The sequence below is a fragment of the Brevibacillus sp. AG162 genome, from assembly GCF_006715575.1.
Taxonomy (GTDB): domain Bacteria; phylum Bacillota; class Bacilli; order Brevibacillales; family Brevibacillaceae; genus Brevibacillus; species Brevibacillus brevis.
In genome coordinates this window covers 623,251-648,253 of record NZ_VFNO01000003.1, presented here as the reverse complement: position 1 = coordinate 648,253, position 25,003 = coordinate 623,251, and the positions used below count along the sequence as shown (strand labels likewise).

Here is a 25,003-nt window from a genome sequence, read left to right as displayed (position 1 = left end):
GCGCTATCTCCTTTCTGTCAATTGCTTGTTGGGGACCCGGAACCGATTGGGCGGTTTTTTCAAATGCAGATGATCACGTAGCGTATCTCCCTCGTAATCCAAGCGATAAAGCCCTCTTTCTTGCAAAATCGGGATGACCTTATCGACGAACACTTCCAAACCATGCGGGAGAATCGGAGCGATGAACATGAATCCATCTGCCGCCCCTTGGGTAAACCATTTTTCCATCGCGTCTGCGATTTGTTCAGGGGTTCCGATCCATTCCCGATTGCTTCCTCCTTCGAGCAACGCGTACAACTGGCGCAAGGTCGGATTCTTTTGGCGAATCAGCTCTGTCATCCATTCGAAATGACTCTGGATGCCATTCTCTTCTGGAAAAATGACTTCTGCTGCTGGCGTATCCAGCGAATACTTGCTGAAATCGACTTTGCCCAAATAACCCGACAAAAATCGCAAGCCTTGCTCAGGCAGCAATAAGTCATGCAACTGCTCATAAATCACCTCTGCCTCTGCCTTTGTATCCGCAATAATCGGGGATATGCCTTGCAAAATGTGCAGTTCATCTGGAGTTCGACCGTAATCAGGAAGCCTGCTTTTCAGGCTGTGATAAAACTTCTTGGCACGCTCAAAATCCTTGACGTGTGAAAAGACGACTTCTGCTGTTCGCGCTGCCAGCCGTTGTCCCGGTTCTGACGCTCCTGCTTGCACGATGACAGGCTGTCCTTGCTTGGACCTGCCGATATTCAGCGGTCCTTGTACCGTGTAATGTTGACCTTTGTAATGGAGTCGGTGCATTTTTTCCGGATCAAAAAACACACCCGTCGTTTTGTCTTGTACAAATGCGTCGTCTTCCCACGAATCCCACAAGCCGGAAACGACATCGATGAATTCTTCTGCCTGCTCGTAGCGCTGATCGTGTGGTACATGGGTTGAACGGCTGAAGTTGCGCCCCGTTTCTCCTGTTGCATCGCCCGTAGTGACCATATTCCAGCCTGCGCGGCCATTGCTGATATGATCGACAGAAGCAAACAGCCGAGCCAGATTGTAGGGCTCGTGGTAAGTGGTGGATGCAGTTGCGACGAGACCGATTTTGGACGTAGCACCAGCGAGGGCTGCCAATAATGTAATCGGTTCAAAACGATTGAGAATATTCGGATGCGAATCTTCATTGACTGCCAAGCTGTCTGCAATAAAGGCGATGTCAAACTTCCCGCGCTCTGCCGTCTGAGCCAGCTGCTTATAATATTCGATGTCGATACTCGCATTTCTTTTCGCTGTCGGTAACCGCCATGACGCTACATGTATGCCCGTACCAACTAAGTAAGCGGATAAGTGAATTTGTCGCTTTCCCATCAGCTCTTCTCCCATTCGTTCGCGTTATGGTTTACTCTTAAACGCTTGTTTGAAATTGATAAGTTCTTCGACAGCAACTTGTGTAGGAATGTAGTTTCCTTTATACGTCTCCGTGATAAAATCAGAAACGATTTTGGACTGGTAGATCGCCACCAGCTTTTTTACATCCTCCCTATTTGCCTTTTCTTTTGTCGTCGCAATCACGTTGATGTATGGCTTCGCCGTTTTGCTTTCATGAAACACAGCGTCTTTTAATAGAAAACCAGCCTCGACTGCCACACCGTTGTTTATAATGGAGGCCGCCACATCCTTCATGACACGAGGAGTCGTTGCACCATCGACGGGGACAATTTCTAAATGTTTGGGATTCGCCTTGATCTTATCCGCCCCGCCAAATCCATCGAAATTATCCACGACTTGAATCAGTCCAGCCTCTTGGAGCAGCAGCAAGGCACGCCCCCAGTTGGAGTCATCGTTCGGTACGGCGATCTTTGCCCCGTCCGGTATTTCTTCGATTTTTTTAAACGTATCCGAGTAGATCCCGAGGGGTGCAATGATCGTGGAGCCAACGGGCACGATTTGCGCATTGTTTTTCGTGTTGAATTGGTCTAAAAAAGCGACGTGCTGAAAGGCATTGGCGTCGATTTCCCCCTCAAGCAGGACGGTATTTGGATTCACATTCGCGTTGAATGAAACCAATTCAATTTGCAATCCTTCTTTTGCCGCCTGTTCCTTCACGAAGTCCCACGTACGGCTTTCCGACCCGCGAATGCCGATTTTCAGCCCCGCCTGTTCCTCTGTTTTTCCGCAACCAACTGCGAGCATGGCTATCAAGGCGCACAGTAGGGTAAGCGCTACTTTTTTCATCGATGGTTCTCTCCTGTCTCTTCTGTTGCCTTAGTTCCGGCGAATTTTACCGGCCAGCACGTTGCCGAATGATTGAATCCCTTGGACGAGAACGACGAGGATGACGACGGTCGCAACAATTGTCACAGTGCTGAACCGCTGATATCCGTATGTAATCGCCAAGTCTCCAATTCCTCCGCCACCGATTGCGCCAGCCATGGCTGTGGCTCCGATTAAGCCGATGGTAGCTGTCGTGATGCTGAGAATAATCGACCCGAGTGTTTCCGGGATGAGAAAGCGAAAAATGATCTGCAACGGCGTCGCTCCCATTGCTTCCGCAGCTTCGATGATCCCTTCGTTTGCTTCCAGCAAGGAGTTTTCCACCAAGCGCGCAATGTAAGGTCCGCTGTAGATGACGAGGGGCACAATCGCCGCTGTCGTGCCGATAGAGGTCCCGACAATCAGCCTCGTCAACGGGATAATGGCCACCAGTAAAATAATAAATGGAACCGAACGAAGGACATTGATGATCGGATTCAAGATCGAAAAAATCAACGGGTTCTCTAAAATGTGGCCCTTGCGCGTGACCACGAGCAAGATGCCGAGCGGAAGGCCAATCAATGTCGCAAACACGAGCGATACGCTCACCATGTAAATCGTTTCGTAAACGGCTTGGATGACTTGGTCGGATGTGACTTCCATCGTTATGAAATCTCCTTTACCGAGACGTTTTGCTGTAGGATGTATTGGTATGCGCGGGCAATTTCCCGCTCGTTGCCCTGCAATTCAACAATCAGGTTGCCAAATGGCACTCCTTGCAGCTCGGTGATGTTTCCGAAAAGGACATTGACGTCACTGGCAAATCGCTTCGCTACTTGCGAAAGCATCGGCTGACCAGAGCTTTCCCCGATGAAACGAATATGAAGGATCTTGGATTTCCCTTGATTCGCTTCAAGAAGCTTGTAAACGCTCGCTGGAATGTCGTCACGTACCACTGATTTGACAAAATGGCGAGCCGTCTCTGTCTGAGGATTTGCAAATACATCCAAGACATTTCCTTGTTCCACGACAGCGCCTTGCTCCATGACCGCAACACGGTTGCAAACCTCTTTGATGACATTCATTTCATGGGTAATCATGAGAATCGTAACGTTGTATTCCTCGTTCACCCTTGTGAGCAATTCCAGAATGGACGCGGTCGTTTGCGGGTCCAACGCCGAGGTTGCTTCGTCGCTCAGCAAAATCGACGGGTTGGTCGCCAGTGCACGTGCGATCCCGACGCGCTGCTTTTGTCCGCCAGATAGCTGGTTAGGATAGCTCTGCGCTTTTTCAGTTAATCCTACAAACGACAGGAGCTCGCCTACGCGTTCCTGAACTTCCTTTTGTGAAGTGGTTCCAAGCCGCAGCGGCATCGCTACATTGTCAAAAACGGTCTTCGTGGAGAGCAGATTGAACTGCTGAAAGATCATGCCAATGTTTTTCTTCAAGCTCCGCAAATGTTTGACCGACAAAACAGACAAATCATTCCCGTCGACAATCACTCTGCCAGATGTGGGCTGCTCCAATCGATTGACCGTGCGAAGCAGCGTGCTTTTGCCAGCACCGCTTAAACCGATTACTCCGAAAATGTCGCCTTTGTGCACATTCAGCGTAACACCTTTTAATGCCTCAATAGTTGCGCCGCCGTTTTCGTATGATTTATGGACTTCGTGAAACTCAATCATGCTCTCTATCGGTTCAACCTTTTTCCCGTTGGACGGAAGAGATGTACGTGTCTCCTTCCTAATCGCTTGTACGCTCCCCATGTTGTTTTCCCCCTAGCTAACTGACAATCGCGATTCTAACTGATCCAGTTCTGTATGAAGCAATGCTTCGTATTTGCCGTCCCCGCCGAATTCCACCACCGGGACTAAGCGCGTGCCGTATTTGAGTTCCAGCACATCGCGGAGCACGTCTTTTCCTTCTACATCAATCCATTCAAAAGGATGTTGATTCGCTTGTAATACAGCCTTGACGTCTGTACAAAACGAGCACCCGCTTCTCCCCCATACAATCACTTTTTGTTTGGCTGACACGTACAACTCCTCCTTCTCCCAACACTGGCTTCCGGTGCGATCCAAAAACAAAAAGACCCCCTACCCATTGGCAGGAAGTCTCCAGTTGTCTGGTCGACATTTTTAATTCACATCGGATTACTTGGGATATTATCATTCACAGCTTTGCCACGTCAACAGCTATTTTCCATCGCATTACAAACATTGCAGCTTGAAATAGTCATTGACAATGAAATGGGTTACCGATAAAATCCTAGCAAATAACTATGAAATCAGCCGACTGGTCATCCAGAGGCCCCCTTTGTACATGCAAGCGTACGATCAGGGGGCCTCTATTTCTTTTCCATTACGAATAGGAGCGAAGAACATGCCGCTAAAACTAAGCATTTTGGATCAGAGTCCCATCCAAGAAGGAGAAACGGCAACAGAGGCTTTTTTGCACACCATTGCCTTGGTCAAGAAGGCCGAAGAGCTCGGCTATCACCGGTTCTGGGTGTCTGAGCATCACGACTTAGATCATGTGGTCGGCTCATCACCAGAGGTGCTCATCGCCCATTTGCTGGCGAAAACGGAACATATCCGCATCGGTTCCGGTGGAGTGATGCTGCAACACTACAGCCCGTATAAGGTAGCAGAAAATTTCCATGTATTGGCTTCCCTGGCACCTGGTCGTGTCGATCTCGGTATTGGCAGAGCTCCCGGCGGGCTTCCGTTATCAACAAAAGCACTGCAACAGGAGAACACAGGAATCAACCGAACTCTTGCAGAAAAACTCGTAGAACTCGAGCACTTTCTCCATGACGAGCTAACGCCTGCGCACTCCCTTTATGGATTAAAAGTCATCCCGACTCCCCCCGAGCCTGCTGATTTATTCCTATTGGGTACGAGTCTCGAAAGCGCAGAATTAGCTGCTTCCCGGGGCATTCCATACGTGTTTGCCCTGTTTATCAACCAGGATGGGACGGTGAGTCAAGCCGCTATTAATGCCTACCGAAAGCAGTTTCGTCCAGGCAGAATCGCCAATCCGCAAGCACTCCTTGCTCTTTCTGTCATCGTAGCCGATACCGAAGAAGAAGCCGCTCAATTAGCAAAAGAAAGCAAGGTCGCCAAAATCCATTTGCAAAGCGGAAAAACCGTAACCGTCACCAGTCTGAAAAAGGCGGAAGAATTCGGGCTTCAATCCGTCGAACCGTATACCATTGAGGTAAAGGAAGCGAATGTCATTCACGGAACGAAAGACACGGTACGGGAAAAGCTTATTGTCATCCAGGATCAATACGATATCGAGGAAGTCATCATTATAGCGCCTATCAAAGACTTTCAAAAACGCGTGCTGTCATATGAGCGATTGAGGGAAGCATTTTCGGAACTGACCGTTTCCTGATTTGTGCCAGACAGATCACAAAATGAATTTATTAAGGCCGATCCGCTTGAGTGAATGAGGCGAGTCGGCTTTTTTCCCTTTGATCCCACTCCTCTAGCGTCATCATTTTAAAGGCTTCCTCAAAATCAATTCGCAAAGGTGCGATGAATTCCAACAGGTTGCTGTCGGGATCTTCGAAATAAATCGCAGCGTGAGCTTGGGGGTTATTCGGCAAAACAAGCGGCTGCTTTTCTGGCGGGAAACCAAAGATAGTGGTCACCGTTATTCCCTTCTGTTCCAGCCACTCCTTCGCTTCCGTCATATCTTTTCCATCAATATGAAAGGCCACATGTCTCAACGATACGTGATACGGAGTATCTACCCGATCGGTCTCCCATAGTCCTAACCAGCTGCGCCCTTTTTCAATCCAAAAGAAAGCCACTGTATCGGTCTGATGAGCAAGTTCCAAATCCAGCTCTTTGTAAAACGCAATCGATCTTGCAAGATTCTTGACAGGTAAATGTGCTTCGTACAGTCCTTTAATCATACTTGACATCCTCCTTTACCTTTTTCAACATTAATGTATTATATGTATGATTATATTAACAATTCTGGATGATTGCAAAAAAAAGAGTCTGCAAATGAATGCAAACTCTGACCTGAACTGCCCACTTACACGATCGTATGCTGTTCTTTCACGTAACGGTTCACCGGGATGGAAAGCCCCAGGTTCCCACGTAATGTGTCCGCTTCATATTCGTCGCGATAAATCCCCCGCTCTTGCAAAAGGGGCACTACCAACTCAACAAAATCGTCCAACCCATGCGGTACAACGGAGTGGACAATAAATCCATCGGCGGCTTGTTTTTCAAACCACAACTGAATTTGGTCCGCTACCATCGTGGGCGTTCCGATAAAATCGCTGGAAGGTGTGGCCGTTTGCAAAGCAACCTGTCGCAACGTCCAGTTGTTCTCTTTGGCATTTTGTTTGATTTTGTCAGTCGTACTCCGAAAGCCGTTACTTCCGATCTCACCTAAATCAGGGAATCGTTTATCCAATTCATATTGGGTAAAATCGTGGTGGTCAAAAAAGCGGCCCAAATAATTCAATGCATGCTCGATACTGACTAGATTGACGATTTCCTGATGCTTTTGCAGCGCCTCTTCCTTTGTTCTGCCGACAATTGGGCGTATCCCCGGAAATAGTAAGATGGACTCCGGTGAGCGTCCATACTTCGCCGCTCGCGCTTTTACATCCTGATAGAAGCTGGCTGCCTCCTCAAGGGTTTCTGCCCCTGTAAACACGGCGTCTGCCGATTTTGCCGCCAATGTCTTGCCGCTTTCAGAAGAACCTGCCTGAAAAATAACAGGGTGTCCTTGTTGAGAACGAGCGATATTTAATGGACCCTGCACGGAAAAGTGCTCCCCTTGATGATTCAATCGATGCATTTTTTGCGGATGGAAAAAGATACCCGCTTCCTTATCGCGAATGAACGCATCATCTTCCCACGAATCCCACAGCCCTTTGACTACTTCCAAATACTCCTCCGCAATTCGGTATCGCAGCTCATGGGATGGATGCTCCTTTTTCCCATAGTTCAGCGCTGAGCCTTCCAAAGGCGAGGTCACGACATTCCACCCAGCCCTGCCGCTACTGATATGATCCAGGGACGCAAATTGCCTGGCTATAGTAAACGGCTCGCTGTACGAGGTAGATACGGTGCCAACCAAGCCGATGCGTGAGGTGACGGCTCCAAGTGCAGATAAAATCGTAAGTGGCTCGAAACGGTTCAAAAAATGGGGGAGCGATTTTTCATTGATGTACAAACCATCTGCAATAAAGACAAAATCGAACAATCCTGATTCAGCTTTCAGCGCCTGCTGCACATAAAATCCAAGATTGACGCTGGCGTCAGCCAATGCTTTCGGGTGCCGCCACGCTCCCATATTCCCTCCGATTCCGTGAATCATCGTCCCTAGCTTCAATGTTCTCTTGCTCCCCATGGTTCGTTCCTCCTTTGTTAAATAACAAAAAGGCCCCTGTCAAGTACAGGAGCCTTTGGTTGACCAATCAGCCAAGAATCGTTGTAGATTAGATTATGGTAATTATTCCAATGTGTCAAGTATGAATTAAACTACTTACTTCCCCATTGCTTTCATGATTTCTTCAATCCCGTCTATTTTCGCCAGAGCCATCGGTCCAGGTAACGAAGGGTCTGCCAATTCATAGACTCGGTTATTTTTGACGGCGTTCAAGCTATTCCAGACGTTGCTTCCTTTCAGGGCCTCTTTCACTCCACCTTGGATCGGCGCTTGCCAATTATTGATGACGAACAAATGGTCTGGATTTAGTTGAGCGAGGCCCTCGAGTGAGAGCTGCCCATTTTCATGAGCCCCTTCCGTTCGCTTCAATCCAAGTCCGTTGTAAAATGGATCGAATCTTCCATCGGTCCAAGTAATGAACTGCTCTTTCCCTCTGTACATGACGAACATGACCGACTCCTGACTGCGAAACGCGAGCTGTTCTTTGTATGCCGCCGATTTTCGATCAAACTCGGCTAGCACATTCGCAGCCTTCTCCTCTTTTCCTATAATCGAAGCCATTTGTTGAAGGGTTTCACGCCAATCCCCAGCCTGAGGCAAGATGACAGTTGGTGCAATTTGCGATAATTTTTCGTATTGGTCTCGCATGTCATCAGCGGCAATAATGATATCAGGCTGAACAGCCAGCAACTTCTCCAGATCGACCTCCATCCCCAGATCGATGATATTTTTATCCCCCACTCGTTTACTGAGACTGGGAAAATTCGCCGTAATGGTCGATACACCTTGGGCAGCAATCGGATACTCTTCCAAAACGGCCAAGTAGTCAACAAAAGCAATGTACGGCGTCGCGATTTTTATTGGTTTTTCCTGAATGACCGTTTCACCTGATAGATGGGAGATCGTCCGTGGAAAAGCACTCTCGCTCTTTGCAGGCGTTGAGCCTTGGTGTCCCGCTTGTTTGTTCGTAGTTAGTGCAGTTGTTTGTTGGCCCGATCCTCCGCCGCATCCTGTTATCATCAGGACTAAAATAATAACAAGGGCCATAAAAATACTACCTAGTCGTTGCATACTCCGGTCTTCTCTCCTTTTTGAGGCTCCCCTACATTAAAACGACATGTAAATGAGATTCGTTATCAACGCCCCAAATGATACTACTAGTCGGTCATCCATACTACCTGTAGACGGAATAGTTTGCTGGTTATCGGGATACTGAGCCTACCTGTTAGAGGAACGTCTCACGAATGCACTTGGGTTGACACCATATTTCTCCCGGAACGCTTCCGCAAAGTAGCTTGTATTCGTGTATCCGATGGCACTCGAGGTTTCCGTCACATTCATTTCCCCTTGTTGAAGTAAAAATAAGGCTTTTTCCAGCCTCTTTTCTCGCAAGTAGCCAAAAACGGTTGTGCCAAACATTGCTTTAAATCCTGCCTTCAGCTTGTAATCATTTAAACCAATCATCCGGGACAGTGCAGGTAATGAAGGCGGGTCCGCCATGCATTCCAACATGATCTCCCTTGCTTGTACGATCTTTTCTTTGTCGCTTTTCTATAAGGGAACAGACGCAGTTTCCTTATCAAGCAGAAAGGATTGAAACGCCATCGAAAGCAGTCCCAATACGCCAGTTTCCATCTCAATCTTTTTCGTTCCCGGTTTGGCGGCGTGCTGCATCACACGTTGGAGTGCAACAGAAGCAGCAGGAGACAGCTTTTCCTGAAAGATACGAAACAATTGTTTTCCAAGAACTTGCCTGAATTCAATGGAACGCTCACCATTCGACTCCTCCATGAAATGATGGAAGGTCGACACCGGAATACCGATGCCAAGCATGTGGAACGGCTCATTTCCACCGTATTCAAACCTCGCTTCCACTTCTGACATGAATTGTAGCGAGCAAAGACCAGGCAGCAATTGATGCTCTTTGCCTTGCACCCGAATTCCTCTTTCCCCTTTTAAACAAAAATTAAGCTCTACCATAGGGCTTTTCGTAGAAAGAGAGATACTCTGTGATCGGTAAAATGTATAGTCGGATACAACAACTTCCATATCATACCGAGGAAGAAACCGACGAATATACCCCTCGCCCATCTCTGGATGAAGAGTCAGATGTGTTTTCTGATCCACATGTTGCGGTTCCAGATTCATTCTGTCGAAAAAAAGATGAAAGTTTTCTTGAATATGTGTAGAACTCAACTCTGTCCACCCCATCCGATGCGTAAAATGCACATGATAATCATTCTTAAATTATAGCGGATTGAGGAAAGTTTTACTATGATAATGGAAATAGTGGGTTCATTTTAGCAAAAGAGGTGATGTTCTTATGCTAGATTTAGCTAGTCCTGTATGGGGTAAGCTGCAAGGTCCTTATGGTTATTCTGATAGCGTCCCTACGCTCATCCAGCATATTCAGCACGACTATTTTTCTGAGGAAAAAGAAGAGTTGTATTGGGAACTTCTGTATCATCAAAATACGATTTATCCATGCACATATGCCGCCGTTCCCTATTTAGTAGAGATCGCGCTAAAAACAGGAAGCCCCGATATTCTGTTGGATATCTTCATAACCTGCGGCATTTTCGAAGCCAATAGCGAAAAAGAGCTTCATATGGAGGTGCCTTCGGAGTTTTTACGAGATCACACTTCATTATTGGATCAAGAGACCATCAGAGAGATCTATCGTGAATACCGACGTGCCATTCTATCACTGACAGAGCAAACAGAATCAATCCTTCACCTAGTACGGATGGAAGAGCATGATACAGACAAGCGCTACATACTAGCTGCGGACGCTGCGTTTCGTGGGAACAAAGAGATTGCCAACATGCTTCTCACCTTTTCGGAGGGAGACGAATATGTAACGGTGTGTCCGACGTGCGATCACTCTATCTACTTATGGCCAGATGAGGAGGAGATCTTATTCGCTTACGAAGACGATCCCGTTTCACACGGTACAGCGAAACGATTTTCAATCATCGCCAAAAGACCAGACTTGTCAAATGACAGCGGACTTCAGCGATTATACCAACGTGCGCTTGAGATTGGGGATAAAAAGCTGCTTGCCCACCTTCCTTATCTTGCTGGTGAATTGAACTGCTGCTCATGCGACAGCCCTATCCAAGTTTGGCCGGGCCTTTTTCCATAAACAGCAAAAAGGCCTCAGCTTATGCCGTGGCCTCTTTACTTTACATTGCAGATATATCTGCCAAGGATCCTTTCGTTGCTTGTAACAAGCCCTCTACCGCCATCTCGATCTGGACGCCAATATTTCCGCCACTGACAATAATCGTCTCTAGCAATTGTGCTCGTTGATCGATCACTGTCGGAAACAACTTCTTCATCCCAACTGGCGAACATCCACCACGAATATAGCCAGATACTTTGGTGATCTCCTTCACGGGAATCATCTCGATTTTCTTCTCGCCAACTGCTTTCGCCGCTTTTTTGAGATCAAGCTCGGCTTCAACAGGGATGACAAACACATAATAAGATTTGCTCGTTCCTTGCGAAATCAATGTTTTATAGACAACGTTTTCTTCGCGACCGATCTTTTGGGCGACAGCGATTCCGTCGATTTTTCCATCATCCGTTGCATATGTCAGCATGGTGTATGCGATTTTTTCTTTTTCCAATATCCGCATCGCATTCGTTTTTCCCTGCTTCACGCCATACCACCTCCACTACACGCTGGTCAACAAAATATAATCTATCTTAGGGGATGGCGTTCTACTTTTCAACCAAAAAACGCCACTGACATAATCATGTCAGCGGCGCCTCGTATTATTGAATCGTTACTTCGTCAATCTCAATATGACCAGCAGGGCTAATCCATACACCCTGCACATTCTTTTGAATCGCCGCCAAGTTCTCGGAGAATCGGAACGGGATGAGCGGAGCTTCGTTCATTTCGATTTGTTGTGCTTTTTCATAGAGTTGCTTCCGTTTTTCTGCGTCTGTTTCTTTGCGTCCTTCGTCAATCAGCTTGTCTACTTCCGGATTGTTGTAGAAGGAATGATTACCAGGTGCGCCATGTGCTTTCGAGTGATACAGGTTCGCTTGGTTGTAGTCGGCATCGCCGGTAGCATTTCCCCATCCACTCATGAACAGGTCAGTCTCACCTTTGGACGCTGCTTCGATATAAGCCCCGAATTCCATCACATCCAGTTGCAGGTCAATACCGATTGGCTTCAGCTGTTGCTGCAAAACCTCGGCTACGCTAATCCGTGCCTTGTTGTCATTCAACGCGATTTTTGCTTTGAAGCCGTTTGGATATCCAGCCTCTGCGAGCAATTGCTTCGCTTTCTCGACGTCATACGGAATGTCTTTTACATTCGAGCTGTATCCAACCATCGCTGGTGTAATCGAGGAGTGCGCTGGCGTTCCCACGCTGTTGTAAACGCCTGCAATAATGGTTTTCTTGTCGATTGCGTGGGCAATGGCTTGGCGGACACGCATATCATCAAACGGCTTTTTCCTTGTATTCAATCCGATATGATCGACAGAGAAACCAGGGTATCGACCCAATTGCATCGATGCAGAATTTTGCACGCGATCAATGTCTGTTACAGGCAGGTTTTCTGCCACGTGAACTTCTCCTGTCTCAACCATGGCAAGGCGCGTCGTGTCTTCCGGTACGGTTTTGAAAACGACTTTCTCCAAATTTGGTGTACCGCCATAGTAGTTATCATTTCTTACGAGAATCACTTCTTGGCCCGGCGTCCATTTCTCGAATTTGTACGGGCCCGTACCAGTTGGATTCTTGCTCAAATCTTTTCCATATTGTTCAATGGCTTTCGGGCTGATGATGCTACCCTCTGCACTCGCCAAAACAGACAAGAGCGGTGCGTACGGATAATTCAGAAGAAATTGTACCGTGTACTCATCTACCACTTTCACTTCTTTGATGGCTTCAAACATATTCATCCGGCTAGAGCCAACGGCAGGGTCCTGAACGCGCGCGATTGTAGCCTTTACTGCTTCCGCATTGAAAGGTGCGCCATCATGGAACGTCACGCCTTGACGAAGCTTGAACTCCCACGTCAGGTCATCGAGCTGCTTCCACTCGCTTGCCAGGGATGGGACGTATTTGCTTTCTTTATCCATGCGCACAAGCCCTTCGTATACTTTGTGATGAACGATTGCTGCTGAAGGGATTTGGGACAGGAAATGCGGGTCGAGGTTGTTCGCATCGGACAGACGAGCGATGACGAGGGTTCCTCCTGTTTTGCCAGCTTCCGCAGTACCCCCTGCTTGTCCAGGGTTAGTGGACGCATCCTGCCCCGACGAACACCCTGCCAAAGCCGCAGATATCGCGATCGTCATGGCAATCAGCGTGTGATAAAAGCTCTTCTTTTTCATCTGTGTTCCCCCAATTCTTGTTACAAATGTTTTAGCATTCAAACATGTTTTATTTTAGATAATATTCTGTCATTACATGTTCATTTTGTTTACCTTTATTTTCAGTTTCTTTACAACTTTATATATAAACAAAAAACTCTCCCCTATAGCAGCGAGAGAGTTGTTCAAGACTATCTGACAAATTCACTTTTTAACAGCCCATATATGTATTCATCATAATGTTGGCCGTTCGTATAGATCATATTCCGAAGCGTGCCTTCCAGTTGAAAGCCGAGGTGTTCCTGCAATCGTTTCGATGTTTCGTTAAAAGCAAAAACATGTGCCGTTACTTTCTCATAGCGCAGCTCCTGAAAAAAATAGGTGAGAAAAATCTTTACGGCTTCCGAAGCATATCCTCTGCGATGATAGCCGCGGAAAATGGCCACTCCATATTGAAAATTTCCATTCCGGGAATCACAGTGATGCGAGTTGATCGTGCCTACCAATTCTCCATCCAAGGTTTCAATCGCAAGCCGCATATTGTCTCCGTCAGGGACTCTGGCTGCTTGCTGCTCTGTCCACAATCTTGCTCCGGCTTCCGATCTAGGAAAATAAATGGCATCAGATGCTCTTGCTATCTCCGAATCTTGATCATTTCCGTGAAACTTCTGCCAATCCTCGGGAACGACGGCGCGTAATCTAACCTTCTTTCCTTCCCACAGATTCACAAGCATCAACCCCTTTCCAGAAAAAGGATAGCATAAGGTAATACCACGAGCTATAGAAAAAGAGAGACTCTTTACGAATCTCTCTTCCCTTCCTACACCCGAATTACGATGACCGAGTCAAAGGCTTTTTCATCATATTGACGTACTGCACCACATACAAATACTGCTGCGTTAACAACTCCGCATCCGCTTTTACTTCCTGCAAATAGCGATTGCCCTCCACTTGCAGGTCTTCTATCAATGAGCCGAGGAAGCTCATATCGTATTCGGTCACGAGCTCTTGCAGCTTTTTCAGCTCCTGCAAATCTTGCTTGTCAAGTTTATGGATTCCTTTGAGTAATAAGCGTTCCTGCCATTCCGTCAGCTTTTCGGTTAAGGAATATAGCTCCTCCATGATTTACGTCCACTCCCTCACCGTCTATAGGTCTAACTTAAAGCTCGTCAGCGATTTGCCCTGCATGATGCTGATCGGATAAAGCCCATCTCCTATTTTTTGCACAAGCAAATACACATCGCGCAACTCTAGCAGCCGTTTGTTTTGCTCGAGATGACGTATATTGCGGGCGAATTCCCCCTGATAGGAGATGCTTAATTGGAGAGAATGACATTGCTCGTCTTCGATCGTCAGAATCAACTGCTGCGTCTTCTGATCGAATTCGACTTGGTTGAACTGCTTCGCTTTCAATAGAAAAACCGAGTCCAACGCAGTCTCAAACATATCGCCTGCCGCGTCCTTCCAACCATTTGACCAATCGCGAATGAACACCTTGCCCAGATCCAGTTCTTCGATATTGTCCCTGGGAACGATGGTTAATCGCGTCTCTTCACTGGAAGACAAGCGCTGCTCCCGATTCGTCTTCGCCTGTGTCAGGATGACCTGTGAATGAGAGAGCTCCTCCATGGAGATCAACTCTCCCCAGGGTACCTTGCCTTTATAGCTGTCCTTAAAGGAAAAGGATATGCCTTCATAATATACGGGGCGCGCTTCTGTATACGTGTAGATGCGCTGATCAGAAAGCGAATAAAAGTAATACGTAATCCCCTTGTACCCTGACCGCGTCTCCCATGGATTCGCTCCCAAAGCATACAGACTTAACTGCGGAACCATATGGTACTTACTCTTGAAGCTGCCGAGCAGCTGCTTTTTCGCTTCGGTTTGATCGGCCTTCTCTAGGGCAAGCAAACTAAGGTACACCCGGGAAAGCCGGTCGAGCAGCGCTTCCGTTGAAAACTTGACATGACGCTGAAAAAATAAGTTCAGCTCCCCATGAATGCCGCGAATGTCCTTTTCTAAGCGGGGAAGATTGCCGTTATGCGCAGCGATAGCAAGCAGCTCTAACCGAGTACAAATCGTCTGGGATAGCTTCGCCAAGCCGATGCCCAGAATCTCTGCGATCAGGGCTTTGGCTTCTGCTACGACATCGGTTTCATAGCTGACATCGGTTACGGATGCTTGTAACTGCTCACGATCCTGTAACTGATGCATAGCCCGATAGCGCAAAATGACCTCCAGCTTATGCAAGCAATTGCCTTTTGCCTTGCAGGTGCACATACTCTTCCCGATCTCCGAATCACTGTCAAAAGAAACGGATATATCCTGGGTGCGCAATGTCATGGTTAAAAAGGATGTTTCAACGACATCCATCTCCTCGAAATAGTCGAGGCGAAACAGCACTTCTTCCAACTGCGCTGGGGTAAAAGCCTTGCTAATATGAGACGGCTGCAATTGCAACAGCCAGCTAAAGTCAGGCTTGTAGGTCTCCAGCTCTACCTCGTTTCCTGCTCCTGCTTGCAAATGGTTTTGGGCATAGTAGACGATGGCGATGATGACATGCTTGCATATCTTGTCTGATGGACATGAGCAGGAAAAGCGATCAATATCTGCATGAAGTCGGCATACGCTGTCATCTGACAGCGCACACTCGACGTAATCGTCCCTGAACTCGTAGGAAACGGTCATTCCTTTTTCCATTTCCTTGATGGAACGATTGTAAATTCCTTTATTCGCGTATTTGATCAAATACTCTTCGTTGCACAGCGCGATAAACCGATGAAATTCAGATGTGAAATCCGCCATCGTTATTTTCCTGCTGCTCGCATGACATCATAGACGGTCTCGCTGAAAATGCGTGTTGGAATATCAGTGAGCTTCAGCCGATCCACTGGTTTGAAGTAAAAATGCTTGTACTCGGCATCTTTATTTGGAAAGAAAGCCAACGCTTCCAGCTTCACATCCTCCATTCCTTCCCAATACGAAATGCTCGCCCCGCTGATTTTCAACTCAGCCACCATACCGTCATACAGTTTGTAAAACTCGTAATAATAACCGGCATCGAGCGGCGTTCCTTTGACCCAGCCGAATTTCTCCATCATTTTTGCAAAAGCAGTAGGTGAGTACGATTCAACAGGCAGGCGGAGCAATTCATTGGCTTTTACTTCTTCTTCCGTAGGCAGGAACGCTTCCCGATTCAACTGCTCGAATGGCTGTGTAATCTCGTAATCTTCCAGCTGCGTTCGCCAGCCGTTCAACGTCTCTTCGTCCAGCTCCAGTGGGTGAATCAAGCCAATGAGCTGCTCATCTGCCAACTCATACTCATCCTCGTCGACGGTGTTAAATGTCCCATCGTCCATATAGCGGAACGTATCTACGAGCTTTCCGTCCTCGTATACACCCCAGATCAGTCCAATTGCGAATTTTTGCATCAACACGTTCTCCACAAAGAGATGTTTCCATGCTGCCGTTAACCAATAACGCGATTTAGACAGGGACTCCTCCAAACGAAGAGATTGTACCTTCACCATATTTTTCAGGTCTTTTTTCAATTGAGCAAAAGTCAATCGCGCTTGTTCTGCCTTCTCCAAATCATCTTTCGCGGACGGCGCAGGCAGATTTTTGACCGCTTTTCCTGTGCTGTCGTTCGTGACTTCCAGCTCCAGCTCGTTGCTGACTTTAACCGTGAAGGTGCGGTCGCCGTAGTCAAACACTTGCTTGCCGGATGCATCGAAACCAAGCGTAGTTACCAATCGGTCTTCCAGTTCCATCGCGGAAATGTTCTGATTCGCAGCCGCCATGGACAGCGCCTCTTCTGCTGCTGTTTTGACTTGCCTGTTTTTGATCGTACGCTTGATCTGGTCGATGAGACGCAGTGCAGTCAAATCATTTGAGAACGACAGGGCACGCACGCCATCCGCAGCCAAAGCACCGCGAGAGTGATCTGTCCATTCCTTAATCAACTGACCAATCGTATCGACTATACGTCGATCTCCGAAAGCGACGCAGAGCGGCATGATCCATTTTTCTTTGGCGACTGCTCCATTATCGAGCCATGTACGCAATGCTTCTACGGTAAAGTCAGCAACAGATGCCGCTTGCAGAGAAGGTTTCAAGTCAAGCACCAACGGGTTTGGTGCTGTCGGGAATTCGATCGAAGCGGTTAGCATGTACTCCATTACTTCTTGGCCCAGCTCGTTGCCGTCTTGGTCGCGAAGGACTGGCATGCGCTCCAGTGGCATCCATTTAATCCGTGTGAGCTTGCGCTTGTCGGTCAGATTGCCCAAATGGGTCAAACTCGCATCTGGCCCTTGCTCCTCGGCGTCGATAAATGTTTGCAGCAGCGTTTTAAATTTGCTGCTCTTTTCTGTTGTCAATAGCTCCTGGAAAATCTCCTTGTTATTGTCCAGGGAGCGAATCGCATCAAGCGCCATTTCCTTGACCTTTGCTTTTTTCTCGGTTTGATAAACGTGCAAATAAAGCTCCTTGTCTTTGGCCTGAAGAAACGCTGAACCAGCAAGGCCGCTCACTTTCTTCGAGCTGTCAGCCAACCCGAGCAGAATCGCTTGGTTCCGCAATTTCTCAGACAGCGTCTCCTTTGCCGCCAATAGGGTTTGCATCACAAACACGCGAAGCTCCGTATCCAGCTTGTCAAATTGAGCCAAACTCATCTCCGGATTCGCTACGACCAATGAACGATACACTTCTTCATTGACGTCTGTGTAATAATAGTGCATCTCCTTGATCGACAAAATCTGATGAAAGAGTGTTTGGATATCTACGGCTTCGTCCTTCTGGTAATGATCAATGATGGCGGTTAATCGATCCTGGAACGCATGAGCAAAGCACATATGGCCTACTCTGCGATTGGACTTGTCTTTGTAGTGGCACATGAACGGAATCAGACGCGCAATAAACGGATGGTCTACAGGCAAGAAGCTCAACAGGATCATCTGCTGTCTTACGAGTTGTACGTCCTCCAGATGCACATGCTCGAGCACATCCTCTAGGGCAGCTTTTCCATCCAAATAGCTCGCCAGCTTCGTTGAGCCCTTCGCACGTCGCAGCGCGTCTTGAATAATCCCTTCCAAAGAAGGCTGGAAATCGGTGAGATCCACGCCTGCTACCGCCAGCGTTTTGTATAAAAATCCTTTGACCATCGGGATTGAAGCAAGCTCAAGCGCTCGTCTCGATTTGGTTACATCTTCAAGCGCCAGCTGTTTCACCTGCTCCCAGAGCGTCGGGGGAGATAGCAAATGCTCGCGAAGTCCCAGCAGTAGATCGTAAGGCTCCTCCATCTGCACAAGGCCAGCCAGTCTCTTATCTTCGGACAGGATATCAAGCGGGAACATGTCAAAAAAGATTTGCAAGGTGTCGTGCAGCTCCCGATCGATCTCCTCTTCCTTCTTCAGAAATGCACTGATCCCGCCTTTGACGTGAATGCGGAAGTACAGCAAGCTGATGACCAGCTCCATATAACGCTTCAAATGCTTCTGGTTCAAAAGGGAGCCTTCCTTGACCTGCTCTCCTGGATAATACTTTTCTCGCAGCGCAGCCTTTTTCTCTTTGACGAACGAAGGGTACAACGACTCGTTCGTCAGTAAATTGTTGCTCGAAAACTGCATGGTCACGACTTCTTTTGCAATGGTATGCAGCTCTTTTATAAATTCGCGCGTATCACCTGTAAGCAGGTAATAGTAGATCGGCATCAGCTTTTCTTTTGCTTCCTCCAATACGCTCGGAGAAATCATGTACGCATATGAAATGAACAGCAAAAATTTGGCCCGATCAAATGTCGAGGAGTAGTCACGGCTGATGCTTACGCGATAATCCTCCGCGGCTTTTACCAAAAATTCGCCAAACAACGCAGGCCCAAAATGCTCGGCCGTTTTTCTCATGGCCTCCAATGCTTTCTGATCTCTAGCACGGATATCAGCATCACTAATTTCCTTCATACTTTGCAGTTCGATCTGGTCCAGGAAGCACTCATCCATTACGTTTTTCTTATCGTAAAAACGGTTACTTGCCTTGTAGATCAATACAGCTGCTCGGTAGAAAGCCAGCTCCTCGCCGCGTTTTTTCAGCTTGTCAAATTCGGATCGAATCGTATAGCTGTAAAACCGCGGGTCCTCTGCGATTTCCGGGCATTCGTCTGTGTCACCTGCAACGTAATCAGCGATTTGATCGTACAAATGCTTGTTTCGATCACTTGCACTGATAAACTCCTCCACAAATTTCTTCGTAACCGGATTGAGATCTGTCTTTCGTAAAACCATTCCTTACTCCTCCTTCTCTCTATTTGATAACTTTACCAATCCATTGCGCGAGCTCATCAGGCGTGATCGCGGCGACATTTGCTCCCATATCGCTCAATACCCTTGCAGCATGCTGGTTGTATGTAGCGTTGCCATTGAAATCCAAAGCCGTCAGCACTAAAAATTTGCAGCCCGCGTCTATAATTTCCTTGCTTTGGCGATACATTTCCTTGATCGGATAGCCCTCCTCCAAATCGCTGACGAGGATAAATATCGTCTTCGATGGATTTTCGAGCAGTGTTCTACCGTATTTGAGCGCCTGGGCAATATGAGTCCCCCCACCAAGCTGCACACTCATCAGCACATCGACCGGATCATCCAGTCTATCGCTCAAATCAACGACCTTTGTATCAAAAATAACCAAATGCGTCTTTAAAGCAGCGAGCTTGTAAAAAATGCTTGCCATAACAGAGCTGTAAATCACAGAGTCCATCATACTGCCGCTCTCGTCCACGACAATGACGATGTTCCATTTGTTGTGATGCTGGACATTGCTATGGAAATACAGTTCATCGATAATAAAACGGCTTTTTTTGCGGTCGTAGTTTTTCAAGTTTTTGCGAATCGTTTTATGGACATCCAGATTTTTCATCGACTTCGTATAGCCGCGCTTGTGGCGATTGCGTTTGCCGACGATGCTGGTCTGCACTTCATTCTCAAGCTGACGCCGCAGATCGTCTACGACCTTGCGTACAATTTCCTTTGCACTTTTCACGACCTCTCCTTTCATCCTGCCTTTAAATTGGAGGATGTTTTTCAAGAGGGTCATGTTGGGCTCCATGCTTTCCAACACTTTTTTGTCTGTCAACAGCTCTGTCATGTTATAGCGGTCCAGAGCTTGCCGCTCAAGGATTTCTACCGTTTTTTTGGGAAACAGCTTGCGGATTTTATTCAGCCAGGAGGGAACCGTCAATGCCGAATCTCCCCGGCCGCCTTCTTTTCGATAGCCTTGCTCTTCTCCGTATTCACGGTTGTATAAAAATTCAAGAATCGAGTCTAGTTCCTGATAGGAAAACTCGGGTGATTGATAGACCCCGCTGCCTTCCAATGATTCCTCGGCATGAGAGCCTAATAACAACCGCCAGCGGTTCAAGGCTTCGCGGCTCAAATCAGGTTCCATTTGGCAAACTCCTCCTTGATCGCTTGATCGAGCATGCGGGCATCACGCAAGGTACGCTCATCGATGACTGGATTCGTGACTTGTTCCACCGTCGTTTGGAAGAGAGCTGCCACTTTTTCCGAGAGCATGCTAATTTCCATTGGGCTAAAATACGTAAACGCCAATCGCAGTTCAGGCACCACCTGCAAAAAGTCGTCGTAGGCCAAGGATGTAATCATCTGATGCAGATCGCGCAAGATTTCCTCTTGATGAAAGAGGTAGTCACGAGCCACGATAAAAACGCCATGTAAATACGCGGCGGTATGCAGCATTTGCTCAGGCGAGCCGAACATATATGCACGTGCACGTCGGGAGATTTCTGCGCGCTCTAACACTTCGAGATTGCACAAGATTGCGACCACTACTCCCTCCAATTTCGCGGGTAGCTTGTCGTTGCGCAGCAATTCCAGCAGTTGATCACTGAAAATCTCTCGGGAATCATCTGCCTGTCTCTTCTCACTCAGCATGTAGAGGAATTTGAGCTGATCGGCCAACTCATCCAGTTCGTTGGGGTTCGGGTTTCCCTGCTCGACGATTTTGGTCACTGCCTGGTAATATACCTCTTCCACCAAGCTCTCCAGCCGTTCTGTTTCGATAAGACCGAACAACCGTTTTTGTTCCAAAAGAATCGTGAGTGTCTTCAACGTTTTGCAAAGAGAGAGAAAATGTCCATCCTGCCGAACGGACTCTTCTACAAATTCAAAGAGCCTTTCCGATAGCTCTTCCAATCCCATGACGACCGCCATCAAGAGCCATTTTGCCAGCTCATGGCTCTGGTGCTGCGGCATTTCTTTTACCATATCGGCTAGCTTATGCGCAGCTGCCTCCTTCACCGTCCCACCGTAGACCGAGCTCTCGATCAGACGGGCTTCGACGAAGGAGGAATAGCTGTAGCGCCATGTTTCTCGGACGAGATTGACATTTCGGTTGTTCATCCAGTCTGGCCCTGCTTCTTTGGCGCAAAATTCTGTGCCCAAGAACTGCATGCAGTGAAAAAATTGGCTGGCTTCGCGATGCGACTTCTTGGCATACAATTCGAGCACCTTCTGATTGCGCCCTGTGGTTGTGATCGCGAGCTTTAGCGATTTACTTCTGTCTTTGCAATCGCGAACGATAGGCACATCCAGTGAATTAGGAGCTACCTCACCGATTCCGTCTCCGGTCAACAGCTCTCGCAATGTCTCGATCGGCTGTGAAGTTGCAATCGAGCGTTCGCCTTTTGTAAAAGCAGAGAGAACGGAATCGATCAACTCATAGGCACCGCCCTCCGCCTTTTCCCGCATGACAGCCAAGCCGTTCATGAGGCTGTACGCTTCGATTGCATCCGCAGTTGACGTCGTTTCTCCTTTGTCACGAAGCCTTTTGAGCAGTTGAGGGAGGTACATCAAGGCGCTTTTCGAGAAGGGAGCACGCTCCTTCTTCTCCAGTGCCTTCCACACACTCTCGTAGTAGTGAACGTACGGCATCCCGCTTGCGTATCCATTCAACTGATCTGCTTCCTGGTACGTGTACACCATCGGATATATTTTTTCTTCCTGCACCTTTTGTATCTTGTAGGAAGTCTTGTGCTCCTCAATGAGTCCGTATGTATGAAAGCCCCCGGTAATCACGAGAATTCTCGCATGTTTTTGTTTTGCCTCTGCAATTTTTTGACGCATGTGCGCCTCGCGAATCAAATCACCTTCCGCTTCCAACGTAGCGTCATCATAGCATTTTCGTGACAGGTAGCAGTAGGCAAAGACATCCTTGACGAATTCCTGCGTTTTCTTTCGGATACCATCAATCTCAAAAACCTTTTCCCAAAGCTCATCGAAGTTCCGGTATTTCATCGTCTGGCACAATCGCTGAATAAACTGCGAGCCTGCCAACATGCGCTCATCGTGATAGGACAGCTTTTCATTCTTCTTTTTCAAATCATGGCCGTCTTCCAAGCTTTCGAGGCGGCTTCCGTAGCTTAGATCAATGAAAGCAGCAGGAATCTGCCGGCGTTTTGCTTCGACCAAGGCCACATATTCCGGCGAATACAGAAGAAACGGAAAGTAACAGACGTATTTTTGCTCCCCTGAGGCGTACGCATAATAAATGCTCACAGGAGGCTTCGTCCGTTCATCCGTCAAGATCGGAATGATATGATTGCTATGGTCCGGGCCTTCAATCAGAATGATTTCCGGTTGATACTCTTCGATTGTTTTTTTCAAATGAAACGCGCAGGCAGGACTATGATGACGAACCGGGAAATAGACAACCTGTTTGCTGAGGTTGTAGACCTCTTCTTCGACGAATGACTTTATGAAGCGGTCCTGACTGTTTATTTGATCCATTTCTTCTCGTTGTAATACGTTCCCCATAGACCCTCTTCCTTTGCCCGTTCTTTGACCACTTTGGTAAAGTAGGTTTTCAGGATATTTGCGTCCTTCTGGTTTTCCTTGACGACCGCTCCCAGCATGTTCTGCACCAATCGATCCATAGAAATGGGCCTGCCATCATAGTAATGGGACGTCATCGCACTTTGGACATAGACGGATACGGCTTCGGCTGTACTCATCACGGATTGGGGGGAATCGATTTTGAAACCTTCCTTGGTCTCGCCCATGCGCAGTTCCATGAAGGTCGTCGCCAATATCTCAACCACATCCCGATCGATTTCGATGTTTACGCCACTTTGCTCCAGAATCACTTTTGCTTGGGATTCGATAATTTGTGCTTCCATTTTCACATGATTAATCGGCGCGATTGTCTCGAAGTTAAAACGGCGTTTGAGCGCGCTGCTCATTTCATTGACGCCTTTGTCCCGCAGATTCGCTGTTGCGATGATATTAAAACCGGGCTTCGCAAACAGGATGCCGTCTGACAGCTCGGGGATGTTCATCACCTTGTCGCTCAAAATACTAATCAACACGTCTTGGACCTCAAACGGGCAACGGGTAATTTCTTCAAAACGGGTAATGATTCCCTTGCTCATTCCGGTGTATAACGGGGAAGGAACCAGCGCTTGCAGCGAAGGACCTTTGTCCAGCAGCATCGCGTAGTTCCAGGAGTATTTGATCATATCCTCAGTCGTTCCTGCGGTGCCTTGGATCGTATTCGTGCTCGTTCCGGAGATGGCCGCAGACAGCAGCTCAGACAGCATCGTCTTTGCCGTTCCAGGTTCACCGACGAGCATCAAGCCGCGATTGCCTGCCAACGTGACGATTGCACGCTCAATAAGCACATCGTCTCCATAAAACTTCTTCGTAATCGTTATACTTTCGCCCTCATAAGAGAGGGGTTCATCTGTTCCTAAAATAAAATCGCGCACAGCTCTGGGAGACATCAGCCAATTGGGAGGTTTTGTCCCTGTATCATGGGATCGCAGTGCATTCAGCTGTTTGGCATATAACACTTCCATAGGTGGCTTCATTGTTTCCATCCAAGTGCCCACTCCATTTCTTGTTGTTCTTGAAAAATATGTATACTAGTAAAAATGAAAACATATGTTTGTCAGGAAAAGAAGGGTATTTGTACCCAATATTAGGAAGGATATGTGAAAAGATGTGAAATGAGTACTACACGAAAAAAAGCGCCCTGGGTCCCCAAGACGCTTTTCTCGCTTTTTTTGATGAATTTTTCTACAACAGAGTCCGCAAGCTCCACAGCTCCGGGAAAAAACGGTGATCGAGCGCTCTACGCAAGTACATGACGCCTGATGACCCTCCTGTTCCCGGCTTTTGACCTATGATGCGTTCGACTGTCGTCATATGGTTAAAACGCCATTGCTGTTGCTGACTGGCGATATCCACCAGCTTTTCTGCCAACTCGTACAGATCCCAATACTGGTTCACATTTCGATACACGGTCAGCCAGGCTTGCTCTACACTCTGATTGGGTTGGTATGGCTGTGACCAATCGCGATTCAAGCATTCCGGATCAATCGGCAAGCCACGAGCAGCCATCTCCCTGATCGCCGCATCGTAAATGCTAGGCTGCTGCAAGGCCGCACTCATTTGGGCGTGAAGCTCCGGTTGATGCGCATACACCGCCAGGACATGCTGGTTCTTATAACCTAGCGTAAATTCGATGAGTCGGTTTTGATAGGATTGAAAACCGGACGAATGACCCAGCTTGTCACGGAACTGGAGGTAGTCTGCTGGCGTCAATGTAGAAAGGACATCCCACGATTTAATCAATTGCTGCTGGATACGCGAGACTCGCGCGAACATTTTGAAAGCAGGCTCCAGATCGTGATTGCAGATGCACTCATTTGCTGCTGACAGTTCATGCAAAATTTGTTTCATCCATAGCTCACTCACCTGATGAATGATAATAAACAGCATTTCATCATGATGGCTGGATTGGCATTGTTGACTCGACAAGATTTGATCGAGCTGTAAATAATCGCCGTACGTCATCTCTTTTTGGAAATCAGTATGAATCTGCGTCTCCAATGAAGTGTCGTTTGGTTGATTACTTCCTTGTTCATGTGGTCTCATCGCGGCATGACCTCCTTTCCCATCTAATTCCTTTCCATCCCCCGTTCCTCCTGCTAATCTCGCTC

The 25,003-nt window shown here is 47.6% G+C and carries 22 protein-coding genes; 2 read left to right on the top strand and 20 right to left on the bottom strand.

Features of this window, described 5'->3' with window-relative positions:
- Positions 1-3 precede the first annotated feature (3 nt).
- The 5 genes from FB479_RS13045 to FB479_RS13025 all read right to left on the bottom strand — a co-directional run bounded on the left by FB479_RS13045 (position 4) and on the right by FB479_RS13025 (position 4,274).
- Positions 4-1,356: an LLM class flavin-dependent oxidoreductase gene (locus tag FB479_RS13045; protein WP_142065692.1), complete on the bottom strand. Its 1,353-nt coding sequence runs from the start codon at positions 1,354-1,356 to the stop codon at positions 4-6.
- A gap of 21 nt (positions 1,357-1,377) precedes the next feature.
- Entirely contained in the window at positions 1,378-2,220 is an 843-nt protein-coding gene (locus FB479_RS13040) for a MetQ/NlpA family ABC transporter substrate-binding protein (RefSeq protein WP_142065521.1), read from the bottom strand.
- A gap of 30 nt (positions 2,221-2,250) precedes the next feature.
- Entirely contained in the window at positions 2,251-2,901 is a 651-nt protein-coding gene (locus FB479_RS13035) for a methionine ABC transporter permease (protein WP_142065518.1), read from the bottom strand.
- Positions 2,902-2,903: 2 nt separating this feature from the next.
- A complete protein-coding gene (locus FB479_RS13030; RefSeq protein ID WP_142065691.1) occupies positions 2,904-3,923 on the bottom strand; it encodes a methionine ABC transporter ATP-binding protein in 1,020 nt (339 codons plus the stop codon).
- A gap of 93 nt (positions 3,924-4,016) precedes the next feature.
- Entirely contained in the window at positions 4,017-4,274 is a 258-nt protein-coding gene (locus FB479_RS13025) for a glutaredoxin family protein (RefSeq protein ID WP_142065516.1), read from the bottom strand.
- A 346-nt stretch (positions 4,275-4,620) separates the two neighbouring features.
- Between FB479_RS13025 and FB479_RS13020 the strand changes: the two genes are divergently transcribed.
- The gene (locus FB479_RS13020; RefSeq protein ID WP_142065514.1) at positions 4,621-5,637 is read left to right on the top strand and encodes an LLM class flavin-dependent oxidoreductase; all 1,017 of its coding nucleotides are present in this window, start codon (positions 4,621-4,623) and stop codon (positions 5,635-5,637) included.
- 31 nt (positions 5,638-5,668) lie between these two features.
- On the opposite strand, the gene FB479_RS13015 is transcribed toward FB479_RS13020, so the two are convergent.
- From FB479_RS13015 to FB479_RS30925, 5 genes are all read right to left on the bottom strand, one after another.
- Positions 5,669-6,163: a VOC family protein gene (locus FB479_RS13015; protein ID WP_142065512.1), complete on the bottom strand. Its 495-nt coding sequence runs from the start codon at positions 6,161-6,163 to the stop codon at positions 5,669-5,671.
- 125 nt (positions 6,164-6,288) lie between these two features.
- Positions 6,289-7,620, bottom strand: coding sequence for an LLM class flavin-dependent oxidoreductase (locus tag FB479_RS13010; RefSeq protein WP_142065510.1), 1,332 nt, complete (start codon positions 7,618-7,620; stop codon positions 6,289-6,291).
- A 135-nt stretch (positions 7,621-7,755) separates the two neighbouring features.
- Positions 7,756-8,730 carry an ABC transporter substrate-binding protein gene (locus tag FB479_RS13005; protein ID WP_142065508.1) on the bottom strand — a complete coding sequence of 325 codons (975 nt, stop codon included), beginning with the start codon at positions 8,728-8,730 and terminating at the stop codon, positions 7,756-7,758.
- Between the two features lie 147 nt (positions 8,731-8,877).
- The gene (locus FB479_RS30930; protein ID WP_255438377.1) at positions 8,878-9,171 is read right to left on the bottom strand and encodes a helix-turn-helix transcriptional regulator; all 294 of its coding nucleotides are present in this window, start codon (positions 9,169-9,171) and stop codon (positions 8,878-8,880) included.
- A gap of 39 nt (positions 9,172-9,210) precedes the next feature.
- On the bottom strand, positions 9,211-9,594 hold the full coding sequence (locus FB479_RS30925; RefSeq protein WP_255438376.1) for a hypothetical protein: 384 nt from the start codon (positions 9,592-9,594) through the stop codon (positions 9,211-9,213).
- 388 nt (positions 9,595-9,982) lie between these two features.
- Between FB479_RS30925 and FB479_RS12995 the strand changes: the two genes are divergently transcribed.
- Positions 9,983-10,804, top strand: coding sequence for a hypothetical protein (locus FB479_RS12995; protein WP_142065506.1), 822 nt, complete (start codon positions 9,983-9,985; stop codon positions 10,802-10,804).
- A 40-nt stretch (positions 10,805-10,844) separates the two neighbouring features.
- On the opposite strand, the gene ybaK is transcribed toward FB479_RS12995, so the two are convergent.
- From ybaK to kynA, 10 genes are all read right to left on the bottom strand, one after another.
- On the bottom strand, positions 10,845-11,324 hold the full coding sequence (ybaK, locus tag FB479_RS12990) for a Cys-tRNA(Pro) deacylase (protein WP_142065504.1): 480 nt from the start codon (positions 11,322-11,324) through the stop codon (positions 10,845-10,847).
- A 115-nt stretch (positions 11,325-11,439) separates the two neighbouring features.
- Positions 11,440-13,017: a glutathione ABC transporter substrate-binding protein gene (locus tag FB479_RS12985; RefSeq protein WP_142065502.1), complete on the bottom strand. Its 1,578-nt coding sequence runs from the start codon at positions 13,015-13,017 to the stop codon at positions 11,440-11,442.
- A gap of 170 nt (positions 13,018-13,187) precedes the next feature.
- On the bottom strand, positions 13,188-13,730 hold the full coding sequence (locus FB479_RS12980) for a GNAT family N-acetyltransferase (protein ID WP_142065500.1): 543 nt from the start codon (positions 13,728-13,730) through the stop codon (positions 13,188-13,190).
- Between the two features lie 97 nt (positions 13,731-13,827).
- Positions 13,828-14,118 carry a hypothetical protein gene (locus FB479_RS12975; protein ID WP_142065498.1) on the bottom strand — a complete coding sequence of 97 codons (291 nt, stop codon included), beginning with the start codon at positions 14,116-14,118 and terminating at the stop codon, positions 13,828-13,830.
- A 24-nt stretch (positions 14,119-14,142) separates the two neighbouring features.
- The gene (locus FB479_RS12970) at positions 14,143-15,801 is read right to left on the bottom strand and encodes a hypothetical protein (protein ID WP_142065496.1); all 1,659 of its coding nucleotides are present in this window, start codon (positions 15,799-15,801) and stop codon (positions 14,143-14,145) included.
- Between the two features lie 2 nt (positions 15,802-15,803).
- Positions 15,804-19,271, bottom strand: a complete 3,468-nt coding sequence (locus tag FB479_RS12965; protein WP_142065494.1) for a DUF4132 domain-containing protein — start codon at positions 19,269-19,271, stop codon at positions 15,804-15,806.
- A gap of 19 nt (positions 19,272-19,290) precedes the next feature.
- Positions 19,291-20,430, bottom strand: a complete 1,140-nt coding sequence (locus tag FB479_RS12960; RefSeq protein ID WP_142065492.1) for a VWA domain-containing protein — start codon at positions 20,428-20,430, stop codon at positions 19,291-19,293.
- On the bottom strand, positions 20,415-22,817 hold the full coding sequence (locus tag FB479_RS12955) for a DUF5682 family protein (protein ID WP_142065490.1): 2,403 nt from the start codon (positions 22,815-22,817) through the stop codon (positions 20,415-20,417). The genes FB479_RS12960 and FB479_RS12955 overlap by 16 nt, the downstream gene beginning before the upstream one ends.
- Positions 22,778-23,878 (bottom strand): ATP-binding protein, encoded by a 1,101-nt coding sequence (locus tag FB479_RS12950; protein ID WP_185746362.1) that lies wholly within the window; start codon positions 23,876-23,878, stop codon positions 22,778-22,780. Before FB479_RS12950 ends, FB479_RS12955 begins: the two co-directional genes overlap by 40 nt.
- A gap of 199 nt (positions 23,879-24,077) precedes the next feature.
- Positions 24,078-24,938 carry a tryptophan 2,3-dioxygenase gene (gene kynA / locus FB479_RS12945; RefSeq protein WP_142065486.1) on the bottom strand — a complete coding sequence of 287 codons (861 nt, stop codon included), beginning with the start codon at positions 24,936-24,938 and terminating at the stop codon, positions 24,078-24,080.
- Between the last annotated feature and the right edge of the window lie 65 nt (positions 24,939-25,003).

Coding starts and splice junctions, on each gene's coding strand:
- FB479_RS13035 (WP_142065518.1), bottom strand. CDS start 2,901: ATGGAAGTCACATCCGACCAAGTCATCCAAGCCGTTTACGAAACGATT.
- kynA (WP_142065486.1), bottom strand. CDS start 24,938: ATGAGACCACATGAACAAGGAAGTAATCAACCAAACGACACTTCATTG.
- FB479_RS12970 (WP_142065496.1), bottom strand. CDS start 15,801: ATGGCGGATTTCACATCTGAATTTCATCGGTTTATCGCGCTGTGCAAC.
- FB479_RS13020 (WP_142065514.1), top strand. CDS start 4,621: ATGCCGCTAAAACTAAGCATTTTGGATCAGAGTCCCATCCAAGAAGGA.
- FB479_RS12980 (WP_142065500.1), bottom strand. CDS start 13,730: ATGCTTGTGAATCTGTGGGAAGGAAAGAAGGTTAGATTACGCGCCGTC.
- FB479_RS12985 (WP_142065502.1), bottom strand. CDS start 13,017: ATGAAAAAGAAGAGCTTTTATCACACGCTGATTGCCATGACGATCGCG.
- FB479_RS12955 (WP_142065490.1), bottom strand. CDS start 22,817: ATGGGGAACGTATTACAACGAGAAGAAATGGATCAAATAAACAGTCAG.
- FB479_RS13010 (WP_142065510.1), bottom strand. CDS start 7,620: ATGGGGAGCAAGAGAACATTGAAGCTAGGGACGATGATTCACGGAATC.
- FB479_RS30930 (WP_255438377.1), bottom strand. CDS start 9,171: ATGTTGGAATGCATGGCGGACCCGCCTTCATTACCTGCACTGTCCCGG.
- FB479_RS13005 (WP_142065508.1), bottom strand. CDS start 8,730: ATGCAACGACTAGGTAGTATTTTTATGGCCCTTGTTATTATTTTAGTC.
- FB479_RS13040 (WP_142065521.1), bottom strand. CDS start 2,220: ATGAAAAAAGTAGCGCTTACCCTACTGTGCGCCTTGATAGCCATGCTC.
- FB479_RS12960 (WP_142065492.1), bottom strand. CDS start 20,430: ATGGAACCTGATTTGAGCCGCGAAGCCTTGAACCGCTGGCGGTTGTTA.
- FB479_RS12950 (WP_185746362.1), bottom strand. CDS start 23,878: ATGGAAACAATGAAGCCACCTATGGAAGTGTTATATGCCAAACAGCTG.
- FB479_RS12965 (WP_142065494.1), bottom strand. CDS start 19,271: ATGGTTTTACGAAAGACAGATCTCAATCCGGTTACGAAGAAATTTGTG.
- FB479_RS13030 (WP_142065691.1), bottom strand. CDS start 3,923: ATGATTGAGTTTCACGAAGTCCATAAATCATACGAAAACGGCGGCGCA.
- FB479_RS12975 (WP_142065498.1), bottom strand. CDS start 14,118: ATGGAGGAGCTATATTCCTTAACCGAAAAGCTGACGGAATGGCAGGAA.
- FB479_RS12995 (WP_142065506.1), top strand. CDS start 9,983: ATGCTAGATTTAGCTAGTCCTGTATGGGGTAAGCTGCAAGGTCCTTAT.
- FB479_RS13015 (WP_142065512.1), bottom strand. CDS start 6,163: ATGATTAAAGGACTGTACGAAGCACATTTACCTGTCAAGAATCTTGCA.